This window comes from Acidovorax sp. 93 (assembly GCF_003633835.1).
In the GTDB taxonomy this organism is placed as follows: Bacteria; Pseudomonadota; Gammaproteobacteria; order Burkholderiales; family Burkholderiaceae_C; genus Acidovorax; species Acidovorax facilis.
In genome coordinates this window covers 3,777,763-3,795,789 of record NZ_RBIT01000001.1, presented here as the reverse complement: position 1 = coordinate 3,795,789, position 18,027 = coordinate 3,777,763, and the positions used below count along the sequence as shown (strand labels likewise).

At 66.5% G+C, this 18,027-nt stretch carries 16 protein-coding genes; 3 read left to right on the top strand and 13 right to left on the bottom strand.

From position 1 onward, the window contains the following. Positions 1-103: 103 nt before the first annotated feature. The gene (locus tag C8C93_RS17255) at positions 104-3,397 is read left to right on the top strand and encodes an IPTL-CTERM sorting domain-containing protein (protein ID WP_233559476.1); all 3,294 of its coding nucleotides are present in this window, start codon (positions 104-106) and stop codon (positions 3,395-3,397) included. 143 nt (positions 3,398-3,540) lie between these two features. Here the strand turns inward: C8C93_RS17255 and C8C93_RS17250 are convergent, their stop codons facing one another. The 10 genes from C8C93_RS17250 to C8C93_RS17205 all read right to left on the bottom strand — a co-directional run bounded on the left by C8C93_RS17250 (position 3,541) and on the right by C8C93_RS17205 (position 12,450). Continuing rightward, positions 3,541-4,254, bottom strand: a complete 714-nt coding sequence (locus tag C8C93_RS17250; RefSeq protein ID WP_121508842.1) for a response regulator transcription factor — start codon at positions 4,252-4,254, stop codon at positions 3,541-3,543. Between the two features lie 203 nt (positions 4,255-4,457). Continuing rightward, a complete protein-coding gene (locus C8C93_RS17245) occupies positions 4,458-5,516 on the bottom strand; it encodes a serine/threonine protein kinase (protein WP_121507707.1) in 1,059 nt (352 codons plus the stop codon). Between the two features lie 44 nt (positions 5,517-5,560). Next, positions 5,561-6,655 carry a DUF2855 family protein gene (locus C8C93_RS17240; protein ID WP_121507706.1) on the bottom strand — a complete coding sequence of 365 codons (1,095 nt, stop codon included), beginning with the start codon at positions 6,653-6,655 and terminating at the stop codon, positions 5,561-5,563. An 85-nt stretch (positions 6,656-6,740) separates the two neighbouring features. Beyond that, on the bottom strand, positions 6,741-8,177 hold the full coding sequence (locus tag C8C93_RS17235) for a bifunctional serine/threonine-protein kinase/universal stress protein (protein WP_121507705.1): 1,437 nt from the start codon (positions 8,175-8,177) through the stop codon (positions 6,741-6,743). Then, the gene (locus C8C93_RS17230; RefSeq protein ID WP_121507704.1) at positions 8,174-8,932 is read right to left on the bottom strand and encodes a metallophosphoesterase; all 759 of its coding nucleotides are present in this window, start codon (positions 8,930-8,932) and stop codon (positions 8,174-8,176) included. The genes C8C93_RS17235 and C8C93_RS17230 overlap by 4 nt, the downstream gene beginning before the upstream one ends. Positions 8,933-9,066: 134 nt before the next feature. Next, a complete protein-coding gene (locus C8C93_RS17225; protein ID WP_121422133.1) occupies positions 9,067-9,453 on the bottom strand; it encodes a DUF1304 domain-containing protein in 387 nt (128 codons plus the stop codon). A 3-nt stretch (positions 9,454-9,456) separates the two neighbouring features. After that, a complete protein-coding gene (locus tag C8C93_RS17220) occupies positions 9,457-9,873 on the bottom strand; it encodes an organic hydroperoxide resistance protein (RefSeq protein WP_121423023.1) in 417 nt (138 codons plus the stop codon). Between the two features lie 72 nt (positions 9,874-9,945). Continuing rightward, positions 9,946-10,410, bottom strand: coding sequence for a MarR family winged helix-turn-helix transcriptional regulator (locus tag C8C93_RS17215; RefSeq protein ID WP_121507703.1), 465 nt, complete (start codon positions 10,408-10,410; stop codon positions 9,946-9,948). Between the two features lie 270 nt (positions 10,411-10,680). Beyond that, positions 10,681-11,514 carry a crotonase/enoyl-CoA hydratase family protein gene (locus C8C93_RS17210; RefSeq protein ID WP_121507702.1) on the bottom strand — a complete coding sequence of 278 codons (834 nt, stop codon included), beginning with the start codon at positions 11,512-11,514 and terminating at the stop codon, positions 10,681-10,683. 87 nt (positions 11,515-11,601) lie between these two features. After that, complete coding sequence (locus C8C93_RS17205) at positions 11,602-12,450, bottom strand: 3-hydroxybutyryl-CoA dehydrogenase (RefSeq protein WP_121507701.1); 849 nt, start codon at positions 12,448-12,450, stop codon at positions 11,602-11,604. Positions 12,451-12,578: 128 nt separating this feature from the next. Here C8C93_RS17205 and C8C93_RS17200 point away from each other — a divergent pair, with 128 nt between their 5' ends. Together C8C93_RS17200 and C8C93_RS17195 are read left to right on the top strand one after the other, a co-directional pair. Next, positions 12,579-14,168, top strand: a complete 1,590-nt coding sequence (locus C8C93_RS17200) for a GMC family oxidoreductase (protein WP_121508841.1) — start codon at positions 12,579-12,581, stop codon at positions 14,166-14,168. 188 nt (positions 14,169-14,356) lie between these two features. Continuing rightward, positions 14,357-15,094 (top strand): hypothetical protein, encoded by a 738-nt coding sequence (locus C8C93_RS17195; protein WP_121507700.1) that lies wholly within the window; start codon positions 14,357-14,359, stop codon positions 15,092-15,094. Between the two features lie 165 nt (positions 15,095-15,259). Here the strand turns inward: C8C93_RS17195 and C8C93_RS17190 are convergent, their stop codons facing one another. Genes C8C93_RS17190 through C8C93_RS17180 form a run of 3 tightly spaced genes read right to left on the bottom strand, consistent with a single transcriptional unit; the run spans position 15,260 to position 17,972 of the window. Beyond that, complete coding sequence (locus C8C93_RS17190) at positions 15,260-16,612, bottom strand: GAF domain-containing protein (RefSeq protein WP_121508840.1); 1,353 nt, start codon at positions 16,610-16,612, stop codon at positions 15,260-15,262. Beyond that, on the bottom strand, positions 16,609-17,124 hold the full coding sequence (locus C8C93_RS17185) for a hypothetical protein (protein WP_121507699.1): 516 nt from the start codon (positions 17,122-17,124) through the stop codon (positions 16,609-16,611). Before C8C93_RS17185 ends, C8C93_RS17190 begins: the two co-directional genes overlap by 4 nt. Then, positions 17,121-17,972, bottom strand: a complete 852-nt coding sequence (locus C8C93_RS17180; RefSeq protein WP_121507698.1) for an ABC transporter permease — start codon at positions 17,970-17,972, stop codon at positions 17,121-17,123. The genes C8C93_RS17185 and C8C93_RS17180 overlap by 4 nt, the downstream gene beginning before the upstream one ends. Positions 17,973-18,027 lie beyond the last annotated feature (55 nt).

The window sequence follows — 18,027 nt, the reverse complement described above, 5'->3', positions numbered from 1 at the left end:
CACATCCAGTGGGCCCGCGCAGCCTGCTACAAGCCCTGCGCACAGCGCGGTACGCCGCTTCCGCTGGCTCTTGCTGGCGGGTGGCCTGTTTGCGGGTGCAGCCATGGCGCAGTCCGCCGACCTGGTGGTCAACCATGCGGATTCGCCGGACCCTGGGCCCGCAGGCGGCATCTTCACGTACACGCTGCGCATCGACAACAACGGCCCCAACGGCGCCACCGGCGTCACGCTGACGGACACACTCCCGGTGGGCTCCACGTTCGTGGATGTGGCCACCACCGCAGGCACCTGCAGCCAGGCGGCGGGTGTCGTCGATTGCACGTTGGGCAATATCCCGTTCAACAGCAACCAGACCGTGACCATCCGGGTGCGGCTGCCTTCCGCCGGGGTCTGGACCAACACCGCCACGGCTGGCAGCGCCACGTCCGACCCCAACACCAGCAACAACGTCAACAGCGTGCAGGACACCACCGCCACGCAGGCGGCCGACCTTGCGCTGGTGGCGACACCTTCTGCCGCCAATGTGGTGGCCGGGCAGGCTTACAGCTACGGGCTGCAGGCCACCAACAACGGCCCGAATGCCGCCGATGGCAGCCAGCGCATCATCTTCACGGTGCCCAGCGGCGCGTCGATTCGGTCCACGCCCACGGGCACGGGCTGGTCTTGCACGGCGTCAGGCGCCTACCCGCTCAACAGCGGCACGGTCACCTGCACCCGCGCCAGCTCGCTGGCCAATGGCGCGTCCACTGGGGTGCTGACGGTACCAGCCGTGTCCAACGTCAACGGCACGGTGACGGCAGCCTTCGCGGTGAGCGGCTTGAAGCCTGACAACTCCACCATGCCCGACGGCAACACAGCCAACAACACCGCCACGGTGGACGTGAGTTCCACCGCCGGCGCGGACGTGTCCATCACCAAGACCCGCAACATCGCCAACGTGGCGGTGGGCTCCAACGTGGTCTACACGCTCACGCCGCGCCTGAACGGCGGCGTGTCCCTGGCGGGCGAACTGATCACGGTAACCGACACCCTGGATCCGGGGCTCACGCTGGTTTCGGCCGTCGGTACGGGGTGGACCTGCAACACGGCAATTGTTTGTACCCGTGTGGGCTACGCGGGTGCCAATTTCACCAATATGCCCACGATCACCATCACGGCGACCGCCACGGCTCCCGGCACGCTGACCAACACGGCGGGCATCAGCACGCCCGTGACTGACCCCGACCTGGGCAACAACTCTGCCAGCATCAACGTCGCCGCCAGCAATGACGCCGACATGCAGATGACAAAAACCGCCAATATCAATCCGGTGGTTCCCAACGTGCCCTTCAACTACACGCTGACGGCGCGCAATACCGGCCCACTGGCGGTGCCTGTCGGCCAGACGATCACCATTACTGACCAAGTTCCGACGGGCGTGACACTCACCGGGCCGGTTACTTTCGCGAACGGGGACACAAATTGGACCTGTGGAGCCTTGCCAGTTGTTGGCCCGAACGACTGGAGTTGTACGCGCGCTACGGGCCTGAACGCTAGTACCAACGCACCTGCGATCACGGTAGCCGCTCAAATGACCGTAGCTGGCGCAGCGACCAACAACGCCTGCGTGGCGCTGGGCGGTGTAGGCCGTGCGGACAGTAATGCAGGCAACAACTGTGCTGGCGCCACTGTGACCGCCACGGCTACTGGCACCGATCTGCGCGTGGTGTCCAAGACCGCCGTACCCAACCCTGTGGTGGCGGGCCAGAACCTTACCTATGTCATCACGGTCGATAACGCGGGCCCGAACTCCGCCGACAACGTGACGGTCACCGACACCCTGGGCAGCCTGGTGAACACCGGAGGTTTCCAGTCGGCCGTGCCATCGCAAGGCAGTTGCAGCCCTAACAGCGTGACCAATGGCACGTCGCAGACCGTCACCTGCAACCTTGGCACGCTCACCTCGGGCGCGTCGGCCACGGTCACGGTGGTCGTGCGCCCCAGCGTCGCAACCACGACCAACCGCATCAACATAGCCAGCGTGCGCTCGCCGGATATCGGCGACACCAACCCGACCAATAACAGCGGCAGCGTGACCAGCCAAGTCACGGCCATGGTGGACCTGGTGGCCTCCAAGACCGCCACGCCCCTGAGCGTGCCCGCTGGCGCACCGATCACCTTCGTGGCCACGGTGCGCAACAACGGCCCCTCGACCGCCCAGAACGTGCAAGTGGTGGACAACCTGCCCGCCAACGCTGCCTTCATCAGCGCCAGCGCCTCCGGCGGCGGTAGCTGTACGACGCCTGCCGTGGGTGCCGCTGGCGGCACGCTGACCTGTACCTGGGGCAGCATCGATAACGGCTCGCAGAACACTGTGACCTATCTGTTGCGGCCGCTCGGCACGGCGGCAGGCGGCACGGTGGTCAACACCGTGAACGTTTCCACGTCCACGGCGGAGTCCGATCTGACTAACAACTCGGCCACCACCACCACGGCGGTGACGGCCGCGCAGCTGGACATCCTGGTGAACAAGGTGGACAGCTCTGACCCGGTAGACCTGGGCCAATCGACGACGTACACCATCACGGTGAACAACAGCGGGCCGTCGTTCGGCACCAATGTGGTGATGACCGACATCTTCCCCGCACCGGGCTCCTCGCCCACGGCCACCTTCAGCTACCAGGGCGCGCTCACGGTGAATGCAGGCGGCGCGTGTACCGAACCCACGATGGGGGCGACCAGCGGCACGCTGACCTGTAGCTTTCCGGGGCTGAGCAGCGGCCAGAGCGCCACCATCACCTACGTCATGCGCGCGGAGACCCTCACCGTGGCAGGCGCGACCAGTGGCACCGCCTTCAACCAAGCGAGTGTGGTGGTGGAAGAGACCGAGACCACGATGGCCAACAACGTTGTTACCCACGACACCACCGCACGCCGCTTTACCGTGGCCACCGATCTGGCGCTGAGCAAGACTGCAGCCGCAGGGCCCCTGGCCCCGGGTGCCGCGATTGACTACACGCTGGTGGTCACCAACAACGGCCCGTTGGCCAGCGATGGTGCGCAGGTGGTGGATGTGTTGCCACCGGGAGTCAACTTCGTGTCCGGCGCGGGCTGCGTCAATGCAGCCGGTACCGTGCGCTGCGCGGTGGGCGCACTGGCGGTAGGGGCGTCGCGGACCTTCACGATCAGCACCACGCTGGCGTCGCCCTACAGCGGGGCGCGCCCCCTGGTCAATACGGCCACACTGGACGCGCCGGGCGACACCAACCCCGGCAACAACACCGCCAGCGCGACGACGGCGGTGTCGAACCTCCCTGCCAGCAGCATTCCGACGCTGTCGGAATGGGGCCTGATCCTGCTGGCTGCATTGCTGGGCCTGATGGCCTGGCAGCACCCCGCCATGGGCCGCCGCCGGTAGCCCGGCCGCCACCGCCGCCGCGATCCCTTCGCGGCGGCGGGCTGAACGCCAAAAGGCCAGCACGCTGCAAAGCGTGCTGGCCTTTTTTTGTTGTTCAGGGAAGGAGCACGTGGCGGCTTGTGCGCCGTCCTGCGCGCGGCGTTTCAGCCGCCTGGGTCCGCCAGAGCCACCGTGTCTACCGTGTCCAGCCGGTACCCTATGCCATAGATGGCCGTGATCGCATAGCCGTGGGCTTGCTGCGTCAACTGCAGCTTGGTGCGCAGGCGCGAAACGTGGGTGTCGAGCGAGCGTGAAGGTGCTTCGCTGCGCTCGCCCCACACCGCTTCGCGCAGGTGCGCGCGCGACAACAGGCGGCCCGCGTTGCGGAACATGAAAAGGGCGAGTTCGTATTCCAGGTTCTTCAGCGCCAGTGGCTCGCCGTGCAGGGATAACAACCGCTTCTCCGGATCGAACCGGTAGGGGCCGAAGACCAGCTGCTGGCCCATGGCCTGCGGATACGCCCGCCGCAGCAAGGCCGCAACGCGGGCGACCAGCTCCCCCACACGCAGGGGTTTGACCATGTAGTCGTCCGCGCCCCGGTTGAGTGCTTCGATCACGTCGCGTTCTTCATTGCGGCGTGTGACCAGCAGGATGGGCAGTTGCTGGCCGGCCATCTCGCGCAGGCGCTGGATGACCTCGATGCCGTCCATGTCCGGCAGGTGCCAGCCAGAGATCAGCAGGTCAAAGGTTTCGTGCCGGGTGTCCTTGAGCAGGCTCGCACCGCTGGTATAGAAATGGCACACATGGAGGTGGCGCTCAAGGGCGCCCCGGATCATGTCGGGCAAGAGGGGGTCGTCGTGCAGGACGGCAATGCGCATGGTGTCGGTCTTCGGGCGCAAGCGCCCTTCGCAAGTCAGAAAACGCCTTTCCAGGAAGGCGTCTCTGGATGTTGCGCGACATCGCGCCCCTGTGCACACGGGTTGACAATCGTTTGCAATACCCGCGCGCCTCTGGCGCCTCTCCGGGGCGCCGCAGCCGCCTGCACCACACCGCAGCGCAGGCGGCTCAGGGCGCGTTCATCTCACGCCACCAGGGGCTCTTCCTGCATGGCCTCGATCTGCTCGATCAGCATGTCCACCTGCCCGCGCCAGTAGTCGCTGGTGCCAAACCAGGGAAAGTTCACCGGGAAGATCGGGTCCTGCCAGCGGCGTGCGAGCCAGGCGCTGTAGTGGATCAGGCGCAGCGTGCGCAGCGGCTCGATGAGCGCCAGCTCGCGGTGGTCGAAGCTGCGGAACTGCTCGTAGCCGTCGATCAGTGCGCCGAGCTGGTGGGTGCGCTGGCGCCGGTCGCCCGACAGCAGCATCCACAGGTCCTGCACGGCCGGGCCCATGCGCGCGTCGTCCAGGTCCACAAAATGCGGGCCGCCCCGGCCCCATTCATCCAGCGGAGTCCAGAGGATGTTGCCGGGGTGGCAGTCGCCATGCAGGCGGATTGCTGTTGCATTTTCTAAGCCAAATGAGGCTCCAGCGCTTGATGGATAAGCGCTGGCAGCTATCAATTCAAGAGCTTTGTCGCATTGGGCCTTCCAGGTGGCCTGCATGTCGAGCGGAATGATCTCGTTCGTGAGCAGCCAGTCGCGCGATGCCGTGCCAAAGGTCTCCAGGTCCAGCAGTGGCCGGTGAGCAAACGGTTGGGCCGCACCCACGGTGTGGATGCGCGCCAGAAAGCGGCCGATCCATTCAAGCACCTCGAAGTCGTCCAGCTCGGGCTGGCGCCCGCCGCGCCAGGGGCTGACGGAAAACGCAAAGCCATCGTGCTGGTGCAGGGTGGTGCCGTTCAGCACCAGCGGGCCCACGGCGGGCACTTCGGCCGCCATCAGCTCGGCGGCAAAGGCGTGTTCTTCGAGGATCTGGGCCTCGCTCCAGCGGCCAGGGCGGTAGAACTTGGCCACCACGCGCTCGCCGTCTTCCAGCGTGGCCTGGTACACCCGGTTTTCGTACGACGACAGGGCCATGAGGCGGCCGTCGCCATACAGGCCCACGCTGGCCAGAGCGTCCAGCACCTGGTCGGGGGTGAGGCGGGCGTAGGGGTGTTGGTCGTTCGAGGCGTTGGCAGCGGTATCGGGGGGCAATGGGGTCATGCCCCATTGTCGCCGTCATGCCCTTGACGGCCGGGCATAGTGTTTCAGCCAGGCAGCATCGTCGCGATATGCCCGGCGCGCGGGTCGCCGCTGCCCGCCAGCACGCTCGTAAACAGCGCCAGCGTGGCCTGGGGACCTGCATGGTGCTGCACCACCAGCCAGGGCTGTGGCCCCGAGGACACCGCAGTGCTGAACTGGTTCCATGCCGCCACCAGGCGCTCGTTCAGGCCCTGGGCGCCCCAGTCGGCGTGGCGCTTCTTGACCTGGGCGGGCGCAAAGAACATCACCGGGCGCGGGCCGGGCAACTGGCCGGCGCCGCCCAGGTCCTGCACGTGGCTGGCGCCCACCGAGCAGCTGTAGGCCAGGCCCGTGAAGTGGGCGTGGATGCGCTGGCGCAGGCCCACGCTGCCCGCAAAGTCGATGTACACGCTGGGTGTGGCACCGTCGATGCTGTCCAGTGTGTCGTAGGTCACCACGCGGTCATAGCAACCCAGGCTTTCGCAAAACGCCACATTGCCGGGTGAGGTGAGGCCGATGACCTCGATGCCGTCGCGCTGTGCGAGCTGGAATGCGGTGCCGTAGGCGGTTTTGCTCGATGCACTGGACAGCAGCATGCGCCGGGCGCCAAAGAACTGCTGGTCGGCCAGAAAATCGTCGATGAGCCACGAGGTGATGAACAGCGGCCGCAGCAGTGCCTGTACGTCCTCGTTGTCGGCGCGGTACAGCCCGTCGGTGCCGGTGCGCAGGTAGTGGTTGTAGACCGCGTGCAGGCCTGCCCTGTGGGCGGCGCCGTCACTGAAGCCTGTGGGGTTGACGCGCTGGGGCGAAAGCACGGCCTGGTCGGCCATGGGCCAATAGCCATAGAGGCGCTCGCCCACAGCCACGTCGGGGTGCTGTGACTCTGTCACCGTGCCAAAACCCCACACGGGCACGATGCCCCAGCCTGCTTCGCCGGTGGGGAAGAACTGCCAGTAGTTCAGCATGTCGCCCAGCGCGGCGTAGGTGATGTTGTTGGCCGTGAGGGCGAACGACTCGACCCGCACGCGGACCTGGCCGCCTTCCAGCGGGGTGTCGTCGGCGGTCAACAGGCGGGTGCTGGCCAGGTTGTGCTGGCGCACGAGGAGGGTGGTGGTGCTCATGCCGCCACGCTAAACGAAAGCCCGGCGCGGCTCAAGCGGGCCGCGCCACCTCGGCGACAGCGGGGCCCACTCTTTGAACAGGCGCTTAGCCTGGGAACGTCTGGCCCAGTTGCTCGAACGGCAGCGCCTGCTTGACCAGGATGACGGTGCAGGGCGCCTCACGCGCCACGCGGATGGGCACGGTGTCGATGAAGCGCTGCATCTGCAGCCCGTGGGTGGCGGCGCCCAGGATCATCATGCTCACGTGGTTGCTGGCTGCATAGCGCACCAGCGCCTGGGCCACGTCGCCCGCTTCGAGCACGTGGTAGCTCACGGCATGCCCGGTCAGGTCCAGACCCTGGGCCCACTGGCGCAGGCGTGCCATGTGCTGGCGGTGCAGCGTGGTTTCGCTGCGGTTGCTGTCGCTGGTGCTGCTGGCTCCGGGCGAGATCACCGTCACGCAGGCCAGCCGCGCGCCGGGGCGGATGCCCAGGGACCGCGCCACCGCCTGGCGCAGCGAATACAGCGTGGCGTCACTCACATCGGCATGGGGCACGGCCACCATGAGGATGGGCGTGTCCTCGATCTGCTGCGAGGGCAGGGGGCTGGGCGTGTAGTGCATGCCCGCAGCACGCAGCCAGCGGCGCACATGCGTGCGCAGTGGAGTGCGCTCGGTGCGCTCGCCGCGTTCGGTAACCAGCACCTGTTCGGGGTTCGACAGGTCGAAGGCCAGGTGCGCGGCCGACGGGTAGCGGCTCCCTGCCTCAGGCTCCAGGCAGCGCAGGATGACTTCCTGCAGCCAGGGCGGGATGTCGGCGCGGTGCTTGCGCGGTGGCGCGGGTGTCATCCACAGGCGCTGGCGCATGCCGCCGCTGGTGGTCGGGGCGCCAAAGGGCAACTCGCCCGTGGCCAGCTCGTACAGCATCACGCCGATGGCAAAGATGTCGCTGCGCGGGTCGCCGCGCACGCCCACCACCTGCTCGGGGGCGATCCACGCGGGCGAGCCCACGGCCTGGCGCATCTCTTCGGCCAGCAGGTCGGGGTAGTGGGCGTGGCACGACAGGCCAAAGTCCAGCAGCACGGCCGTGCCATCTTCTTTGATGAGCACGTTGGCCGGTTTGAGGTCGAGGTGGCACACGTTCTGCTGGTGCAGGCTGTGCGCCGCGCGCGCGGTGGCTGCGCCCAGGCGGGCTATGGTTTCGATGTCGCAGCGCCCGGGCGCATCCAGCCAGTGCTGCAGCGTCTGGCCGGGGATGTATTCCATCACCAGGTAGGGCAGGCGCACCAGGTCGCCCGCCGCCACAAAACGCGGCACATGCGGGCCGCTGAGCACGGGCAGGATCTGCAGCTCGACCTCGAAGCTCACGATGTTCTCGGCCCCGTCGCCTGCCGTCATGCGCGGGATCTTCATCGCCATGGGAAAGCCGGGGCTGCGGTCGGGCTGTGCGTATTCCACGGCGTAGATGTGGGCCATGCCACCCGCGTGGATGCAGTCCACCACGCGAAAGCCGTCGATCTCGGTGCCGGGTTCGAGCAGTTTCATTGACCATGCTCCAGCCTGTCGGCGTAGAACGCGGGCAGTCCTGCCGCGCGGATGGCGGCGGCGGCAGCCAGGTGGTCATACGGCACGCGGTAGAAGGTGATCTGCCTGGCGGTGTCGTCGAACAGTGCGTACATGGCGCGCGCATCGCCGTCGCGCGGCTGGCCCACCGAGCCCACGATGCCCAGCCACTGGCGGTGCGGCGGCACGGGCACAGGCACGCCGGGTTCGGGCGCAAAACGCATGAGCTTGGCGGTGGGCGTGAGGAAGTACAGCACCTGTTCGTGCACATGGCCGCTGAACACGTAGCGGATGGCGGGGTCGAGGGCCTGGGCCGCAGTCATGCTGCGCTCGGCGGCGTTGGAGTCCTCCACATAGCGCCATTGCTCCGGCATGTCGGCGCTGGCATGCACGAGCAGCGCGCTGCTGCCCAGCCGGGCGGTGAGCGGCAGCGACTGCAAAAAGGCGATGTGGCTGTTGCCGAGCTGGTCGTGCGTCCACTGCGCGCCCAGCTCGCTGCGGTTGCGGGGGTTGGCGGGCGGCGCCAGGGCCATGGCGTCGTGGTTGCCCAGCACACACAGGGCGCCCTGCTGGGCCAGGTCGCGCAGCTGCTCCACCACGGCCACGGGCTCGCCGCCGTAGCCCACCAGGTCGCCCAGCAGCGCAAATTGTTCGGCGCCCTGGGCGCGGGCGTGTTGCAGGCAGGCGTCTAGGGCCTGGCGGTTGGCGTGGATGTCGGACAGCAGGGCGATTTTCATGGTGTTGTCTCCAACCCCATCATCGCGCGCATGGCTGAATGGCAGCTTGCAGGCCGCAGTGCTTTCCCTGATTCAAAGCAAAAATAGCTGCTGCCGACCGTCTATAGGGCGGTAGCAGCTATTGATTTGATAGCTCAGAGGCTGCGCTGTACGGCGGGTTTTTTGTCCAGCGCCAGCACCAGGCCCAGCGCGATGATCGCGGGCAGCGCCTGGCTGAAGAAGATCTTGGGCGCTGCGGTGGCGGCACCAAACACCCCGGCCACGATCACGCAGGCCAGGAAGAAGATCTTGAACACCCGGTTGCCGGTGAACAGCCCCCAGAACAGGCCTGCCGCCAGAAAACCGTTGTACAGCCCCTGGTTGGCCGCCAGCGTGGTGGTGGCGTCCGCCAGCTCCTGGGTAAGGTTGAAGGTTTTCATGCCCAGGGGCTTGTTCCAGAAAAACATTTCGAGCACGAGTATGTACACATGCTCGATGGCCACCAGGGCCACCGCGATGCGGGGAAGCAACTGGCGGCCCATGGCTTACACCAGCGTGATGGTCACGTCGATGTTGCCGCGCGTGGCGTTGGAGTAGGGGCAGACCTGGTGGGCTGCGTCCACCAGCTTCTGGGCGGTTTCCTTGTCCAGGCCGGGCAGGCTGATGGCCAGGCGGGCGGCGATGCCGTAGGCGTTCGGGATGGGGCCCAGGTCCACTTCGGCGTCGATGGACACGTCCTGCGGCACGGGGATGCCGATCTTGCCGCCCACAGCCTTCATCGCGCCGATGAAGCAGGCTGCGTAGCCGGAGGCAAACAGCTGCTCGGGGTTGGTGCCGGTGCCGGCCGTGCCGGGCGAGGACAGCTTGACTTCCAGGCGGCCGTCATCGGTCTTGGCGGCGCCATCGCGGCCACCGGTCACGTGGGACTTGGCGGTGTACAGGACTTTTTCGAGCTTGGTCATGGTGTCTTCCTTGCGGTTGTTGCCCACTGGCGGGCGGTGGAGGGAATCGGTGTTTGCGTTGTCTGTAGGCCGTCAGCGTTGCTGGCTGAGCCGGTCTCGCAGTTGCTTGAGTTCGGTGGTCAGGGCCGTCAGCTCGGCAATCGAGCACTGGCTGCTTTGCAGCACGCACTGCGGAATGGCCTCGGCCTGGTCACGCAGAGCGCGGCCTTGCGACGTGAGGGTGATGCGCACGCGGCGCTCGTCCTGCACATCGCGTAGCCGGGCAATGTGGCCCTGCGCCTCCAGGCGCTTGAGCAGCGGCGTGAGCGTGCCGGAGTCGAGAAACAGGCGCTCGCCCAGCTCGGACACGGTCACGCCATCCTGCTCCCACAGCACCAGCATCACGAGGTACTGGGGGTAGGTCAGGCCGATCTGGTCGAGCAGCGGTTTGTACAGCTTGGTCATCGCCAGCGAGGCGGAATACAGCGCAAAGCAGACCTGGTTGTCCAGCCGCAGGATGGCGGGGCTGGGGGTGTTGGGCGTGCTGTGGCTGGGCATGGGGTGAATTGTGAGCGTGAATTCAATTGTGTGCAATTGAATTGTGAAAAACTTTGTTAATGAATGGGATTGTGCCGATGGGGGAGCGGCGCCGCGCCATCGGTGCTATTTGCGCGCTCCGCTGGCGCATGCGGGGGTGCCGCATCCACGTCGCCCTCAGGAGGTGCTATCAATAGTGAAGCTGCTAGCGCGTGATTCATCTGCGCTGGCGGTCAATTGGGCTTGAAATCTGGCGCGTGGTGGCACTGGCGGCGACGCACCACCAGGACCTCATCGCCCGCTGAACTGCGCGGGCCGGCGCTCGACAAACGCGCGCACGCCTTCGGCGGCGTCCTCGCTGTTGGCCAGAGCTTTCTGCACGGGGATGAAGTCCGCCACCGCAGCCGCCTGGCCTTGCTCGATGGCCTTGAGCACATTCAGGCGCGTGGCGACCACCGCGCGCGGCGCCTGGGCGGCAATGCGCTGGGCAATCGCCAATGCCTCGTCCAGCTCCTGGCCAGCCGGCACCACTTTCTGCACAAAGTTCAGGCGGTACGCCTCGGCGCTGCCGAACTCGTCGGCCGTCAGCAGGTGCAGCAGCGCATTGCCTGTGCCCGCGCGCTCGGCCATGCGCAGCGTGGCGCCGCCCGTGGCCATGATGCCGCGCTGCACCTCCATCTGCGAGAAGCGGCAGTTGTCGGCCGCCACCACGATGTCGGCACCCAGCATCAACTCGATGCCCACGGTGAAGCAGATGCCCTTGATCGCCACCACCATGGGCTTGGTACGGCGCCGGTAGCCGGGCAGGCCGTAGTCGTGCGGCTCCACCAGGCCTTCGGGGATGGCTTTTTCGCCGCGTTGCATGTAGGCGCTCACGGCGGGCAGGTCCAGTCCGGCCGTGAAGTGGTCGCCCATGGCATGCAGCACACCGACGCGCAACTCGGGGTCATCGTCGAGGCGGGTGTAAGCCTCGGCCAGCTGGCGGAACATGGGCGGCGTCCAGCCGTTGCGCTTGGCCGGGCGGTTGATGCCGATCAGCAGCACGTGGCCGAGCACCAGGGTGTCGATGCAGCCCTCGGGCGGGGGCATGGTGCTGGATGGTGTGGTGGTGTTTGCTTCTGACATGGCCGGGTCTCCTTTTCGTTTCCACGATTGAAAACCCGGTGCGCGGACTGCGCCGTCCCCAGGGGGACAACGCAGCGCGTTCAACGGTTAGTAGGTGTAAACACCCTGGCCCGTCTTGCGGCCCAGGCGGCCTGCGGCCACCATTTCCTTGAGCAGCGGGCAGGGGCGGTATTTGCTGTCGCCAAACTCGGTCAGGTACACGTCCATCACGGCCAGGCACACATCCAGGCCGATCATGTCCGCCAGCGCCAGCGGGCCGATGGGCTGGTTGCAGCCCAGTTTCATGCCCGCGTCGATGTCCTCGGGCGTGGCCAGGCCTTCGGCCAGCACGAAGAAGGCCTCGTTGATCATGGGCACCAGGATGCGGTTGACCACAAAACCGGGCGCGTTCTTCACGGTGATCGGGCTCTTGCCCAGGGCCTCGGCCAGGGCCTTCACGGCGTCGTGCGTGGCGTCGCTGGTCTGCAGGCCACGGATGATCTCCACCAGCGCCATCATGGGCACGGGGTTGAAGAAGTGCATGCCAATGAAGCGGTCGGCGCGGCTGGTGGCGGCTGCCAGCTTGGTGATGGAGATCGAAGACGTGTTCGATGCAATCAGCACCTCGGGGCCCACCAGGGCATCCACCTGCTTGAGGATCTTGAGCTTGAGCTCGTAGTTTTCAGTGGCGGCCTCGATCACCAATTGCGCGGCCTTGAGGTCGTCGTAGCTGGTAGAGGTTTGGATGCGCGCCAGGGCCGCAGCCTTGTCGGCTTCGGTGATCTTTTCCTTCTTGATCAGGCGGTCCAGGCTGCCGGCCACGGTGGCCAGGCCTTTTTGCACTGCAGCATCCGAGATATCGACCATCACCACGTTGATGCCCGACACCGCACAGGCCTGTGCAATGCCGTTGCCCATGGTGCCTGCGCCGATGATGCCTACGGTCTGAATCGTCATATAGAGAGCCCTCTTCAAAGTGAAACGGATGGACGGAATGGTAAGGCGAATCGCACGACCGTTCGGTTATCGTGCGTCAAACCTGAACCAACAAGCCGCTGCGCAGCATGGCGGAGGAGACACAAAACATGTTTGACTACATCGTGATCGGTGGCGGATCGGCGGGCTCCGTGCTGGCCGGCCGTCTGACTGAGAACCCCTCCGTACGCGTCTGTCTGCTGGAGGCTGGGCCTGCCGACAAGAGCGTGCTCATCCACTGCCCGGCTGGGCTGGCCGTGATGGCCAAGTTCGAGCTGAACGGCTGGGGCTTCAACACCACGCCGCAGGCCGCGCTCAATAACCGGCGCGGCTACCAGCCACGCGGCAAGGTGCTGGGGGGCTCCAGCTCCATCAACGCCATGGTCTACATCCGGGGCCAGCACGCCGACTACGACCACTGGGCTGCGCAGGGCAACCCGGGCTGGGGCTGGGAGGATGTGAAGCCCTACTTCCTGCGCGCCGAGCACAACGAGCGCGGCGCCGATGCCTGGCACGGCCAGGGCGGGCCTTTCAACGTGGCCGACTTGCGCTCGACCAACCGCTTCAGCCACCACTTCACTGAAGCGGGGGTGCAGGCCGGGCACCCGCACAACACCGACTTCAATGGCGCCACGCAGGAAGGCGTGGGCCTGTACCAGGTCACGCACAAGAACGGCGAGCGCCACAGCGCAGCCAAGGGCTATCTCACGCCGCACCTGGCGCGGCCCAACCTGCAGGTCATTACCGGCGCGCATGCCACGCGCATCCTGTTCGAGGGCACGCGCGCCGTGGGCGTGGAATACCGCAAAGGCGGTGCGCTGCAACAGGTGCGTGCCGGACGCGAGGTGCTGCTGAGTGCGGGCGCGCTGCTGTCGCCGCAACTGCTGATGCTGTCGGGCGTGGGGCCCGCCGCACACTTGCAGCAACACGGCATCCCGGTGCTGCACGACCTGCCCGGCGTGGGCCAGCATCTGCACGACCACCCCGACGTGGTGCAGGTGCTGGACGCTCCCGATCTGAAGGACCTGTTCGGCCTCTCGCTGTCGGGCATGGCGCAGACGCTGCGCGGCATTGTCGAATGGCGCAAGCACCGCACGGGCATGTTGACCACGAACTTTGCCGAGGCGGGGGGCTTCATCAAGAGCGACCCGTCCGAGCCCGCGCCCGACCTGCAGCTGCACTTTGTGATCGGCAAGCTTGTGGACCACGGGCGCAAGACCGTGTTCGGTCATGGTTACTCGGCCCACGTGTGCCTGCTGCAGCCCAAGAGCCGGGGCTCGGTCATGCTGGCCAGCCGCGACCCCATGGCCTTGCCTTTGGTGGACCCGAACTTCCTGGCCGATCCCGATGACATGGCACGCATGGTGCGTGGCTTCAAGCGCACGCGCGAGATCCTGATGCAACCGGCGCTCGCGAAGTTCGGCGCCAAGGAGCTGGCGGCCTCGGCCAGTGCGCGCACCGATGCCGAGATCGAGCAGTTCATCCGCCAGTACGCCGACACCATCTACCACCCCGTGGGCACCTGCCGCATGGGGCCTGGGCCGCTGGATGTGGTGGATGCCGAACTGCGTGTGCATGGCCTCGCGGGCCTGCGTGTGGTGGACGCGTCCATCATGCCGCGCATCGTGAGCGGCAATACCAATGCGCCCACGGTGATGATTGCGGAAAAAGCGGTGGACCTGCTGCGCGCCGCGCCGTGAACGATTTCACGTTTGGCGCCCGGAACGCGATTTTTAAGGTTTTCAAAGGGTCTGTTTAAGGAGTTTTTAACAGGCAAAAACGCGGCGAATTTCTAGACTTCTTGGCATGGAAACGGGTGCATGGTGCACCCGGCCCGGCGCCCCAAAAAAGGCGCTGAAAGAGCCCAACGAGGCCATGAAAGAACGTGATGAAGATTGATGCCCGCGAAATTGCCGCACTGACCCAAGCCCAGCCCGCCGCCCCCCGCATGGACATGTATGCCAGCATCCACAAGGCGCTGCGCGCCTTCATGGCCGACACGCTGCTGGGCTTGGGCCGCATGGATGTCGAGGACGATCTGGAGTTTGCCCACACCTGCGACCGCGTGATGCAGCTGCTGGACCTGTGCCGCGCCCACCTGCACCATGAGAACCAGTTCGTGCACGCCGCCATGGAGGCGCGTCAGCCCGGCTCCAGCCAGAGCATTGCCGGCGAACATGTGGAGCACGAACAGGCCATCACGGCCCTGGCAGACGGCGTGAACCACCTGATGGCCTGTGCCAAACCCGTACGTCCGGCCGCCACTCTGGCCCTGTACCGCCAGCTGGCGCTGTTTGTGGCGCACAACTTCGAGCACATGCACGAGGAAGAGACCGCGCACAACCGCGTGCTCTGGCAGTGCTACACCGATGCAGAACTGGCAGGCGTGCACGATGCGCTGGTGGCCTCGATCCCGCCGCACGAAATGATGGTGGTGGCCAGCTGGATGGTGCCCTACATGTCACCCGCCGAGCGCACGGCCATGCTGTCGGACATGAAGCAGCATGCGCCTGCCCCTGTGTTGGCAGCGGTGCTGGCGCAAGTGCAGCCGCACCTCACGCAGCCCGAATGGACCAAGCTGATGCGCAGCCTGGGCCTGCCGGTGGTGCCGGGTCTGGTGCACTGAGAAGGTGTGAACGAACCCGCCATGCCCGCTCATCCCGCCAAAACACACCCGTTCGTCGTTACAAATGCTCGCCATAGCCCGAGCTATGGCTGCGCTTTGCGTCTCGATCGGGCGCGTTTTGATGGCCTGCTCGGGCTCGCCGGGTTCATTCACACCTTCTGAGGCTCAAGCGTCTTCCAGCACCACCGGGCGCAGCACGCACAGCCGAAAGCGCCCGCGCCCCGTTTTTTCGATGTGGATGTGCGGGCAGTTCTCCTGCAGGCGGCGCTGCAGCAATAGCAGGCGGGCCTCCAGGTTGTCGGCCACATCGGGCAGGCGCAGTGCGGGGTCCAGCCGCAGTTCGCGGTTGGTGAAGTCCACGCGCCCGGTGTACTGGTGGTCGCGCAGCAGCTTCCAGACAATGGCGCCCGCCACCCCCTTGATCAAATAGTCGTCGTTGATGAACACGCTGTCGTTGGCCGCAAAGTGGCGCACCCGCAGCGCGCTGCCGCTCACTGGCGGTGCCGCTGTCGGAGTAGGCAGCGGCTCGGGCGCATCGGGCGCGGCCTGCAGAAGGTCGATGGCGGCGGCCAGCTGGCCCGCAATGGCCACCAGCAGGTCTTCATCCTCGAAGCCAAAGCGCATGTCCTCGGGGCTCTCGGCAAACAGCACACCCAGCAGGCGCCCGGCCGACAGCAGCGGCACCGCCACCTGGCTGTGCGGCTCTGGCAGGCCAGGGTAGGGGATATCCATGCCGCGCAGCGGGGGCGCATCGGGCGCGGCATGCGCGTCCATGCTTTCGCGGATGGCGTGGCTGTACAGGGCGGCGTGCGTCATGTGGCTGATGCGCACCGGCGTGCGCTCGCGCGCGGCCATGCCGATCACTCCCTGACCCAGCCGGATTTCTGAACCCACGCCCGACGTGGCATAGCCGCAGCTGGCCACCGTGTAGAGCTGCTGGGCGCTGGCGTCCAGCATCAGCACCATGGCGTGCTGGATGCCCAGCTTGTCCTGCAGGCCCTGCAGCGCGCCTTGCAGCAATTCATCCAGCCCCGAGCAGCGCGCGATGCTCTCGCTGCACAGGCGCAGCGTGTGCAGCAACCCGGAACGCGGCGCCGGTGCCGGCAGGCCTTCGCCCGCCACCGATTCGATGCGCTCCACAGCGTAGATGTCGGCCCCTTTGAGTTCAAACACCTCGGCCATGCCCGCATGCGACGCGATGCCCGCCAGCTGCGCGCGCATGCTCTCGAACACCGGGCCACTGTCCTCGGTGCGTTCGTACAGCAGGTGCAGGCGGTAGAAATGGGCGGTGAGCGGGTCCAGCACCAACACCGACGCGCGCGGGTTGCGCAAGATGTTCTGGCGGGTCTTGTTGAAGAACTGGAACGACAGTGCCACATGCCCCGCATCCACATAGACCACCTGCGAGATGTAGGCCACGTTGGGGGTGCCGTCAGGGTCGCAGGTCGCCATGATGGCGGGAATCGCGCCCTCCAGGCAGGGGCGGATGCTGTGCAGGGACGGCGCTGCGGTGCTCATGGCTGCGGTACGGGTGGTGTGGGTGGTGCGGGCGGCGCACACAGCTCCGCGCCTGCGCGTGGGCCCGGTGTCTGGTCGAACGCGCTGGTGGGCGCGAAGCTCACGGCCACCACATCCTGCAGCGGCGCCGCCAGCATGGCCGCCACATACTGCGGCCCGTAGCCGACCCGGCCCACCTCCTGCACCATGGACTGCAGGTAGGCCTGCAACACCGGCAGGTCGCCGTCATGGGCCGGGCGCTGCGTGGCCCGGCGGGCTTTGAGCTGCAGCGTCTGGTGGGTGGACGGCACGCTGAACACCACGGCAATCTCTCCGGTGTGCGCAATGTCCTGCAGCAACTGTTCGGACTGGCTGCGCCGCAGGTACACCGTGACCTCCCGCCCATCGCCGCTGATATGGCTGCCCACGGCCCGCATGATGCTCGGCCGCAGGGCCGCGTCGCGTGACGCAACGATGGCCGACACGCCTTTGGCCACCATGGCGATATGGCTGGGGCCGAGCAGCGCGGTCATGCCTTGAAGCGCTTGCGGGTCAGGGCCAGAGCCAACCAGAAGGCCACCACGGTGGTCACCACCAGCACCAGGCCGTGGCGCAAGGGGTGGGCGGGCCACTGGTCCATGAACAGCGGGCGTACCAGCTCGACCGCGTTGGTCAGCGGCAGCCAGTCGGAGATGGCGCGCACGATGGGGGGCAACTGCTCGCGCGGGAAGAACACACCCGAGAGAAACATCATGGGCGTGAGCACCAGGGTGAAGTAGTAGGTAAAAAAGTCATACCCCTTGGCCAGCGCATTGAAGATGAGTGCGATGCTGGAGAACATCACCCCCACGAACAGCAGCACCGGCCAGGCCACCAGCAGCTTGGGGCTGTGGCTGATGGAGAGGGCCAGCATCACGCCCAGGATGGCGGTGACGGTGAACAGCGCCTTGAACGCGGCCCACAGCATCTCGGCCAGCACCACATCGTCCAGGCTGACCGGCGCGTTCATGATGCCGTCCCAGGTCTTTTGCACATGCATGCGCGAGAAGGCCGAGTACAGCGCCTCGAAGCTGGCCGCGTTCATGGCGCTCATGCAGATGGAGCCGCTGGCCAGGAACAGGATGTAGGGCACCTTGGTGTCGCCCGCCGCGCCGCCCACGTTCACCTGCCCCACCAGGGCCCCCATGCCGTAGCCAAAGGCCACCAGCCACATCAGCGGTTCGGCAATGTTGCCCACCAGGCTGGGGATGGCCAGCTTGCGCCAGACCAGCAGGTTGCGCATGAACACGGGCCACCAGCGCACGGACAGGCTGGGCGGGCGCCATACCGACGGCGGGGGCGGGGCCACAGTGGCCACAGAGGGCGGGTGAGCGGTTTGCATCCGCTTATTGTGCGATGTTGGCGGGCGGGCGCACAGTCCCCGATGTGTTCCTGGT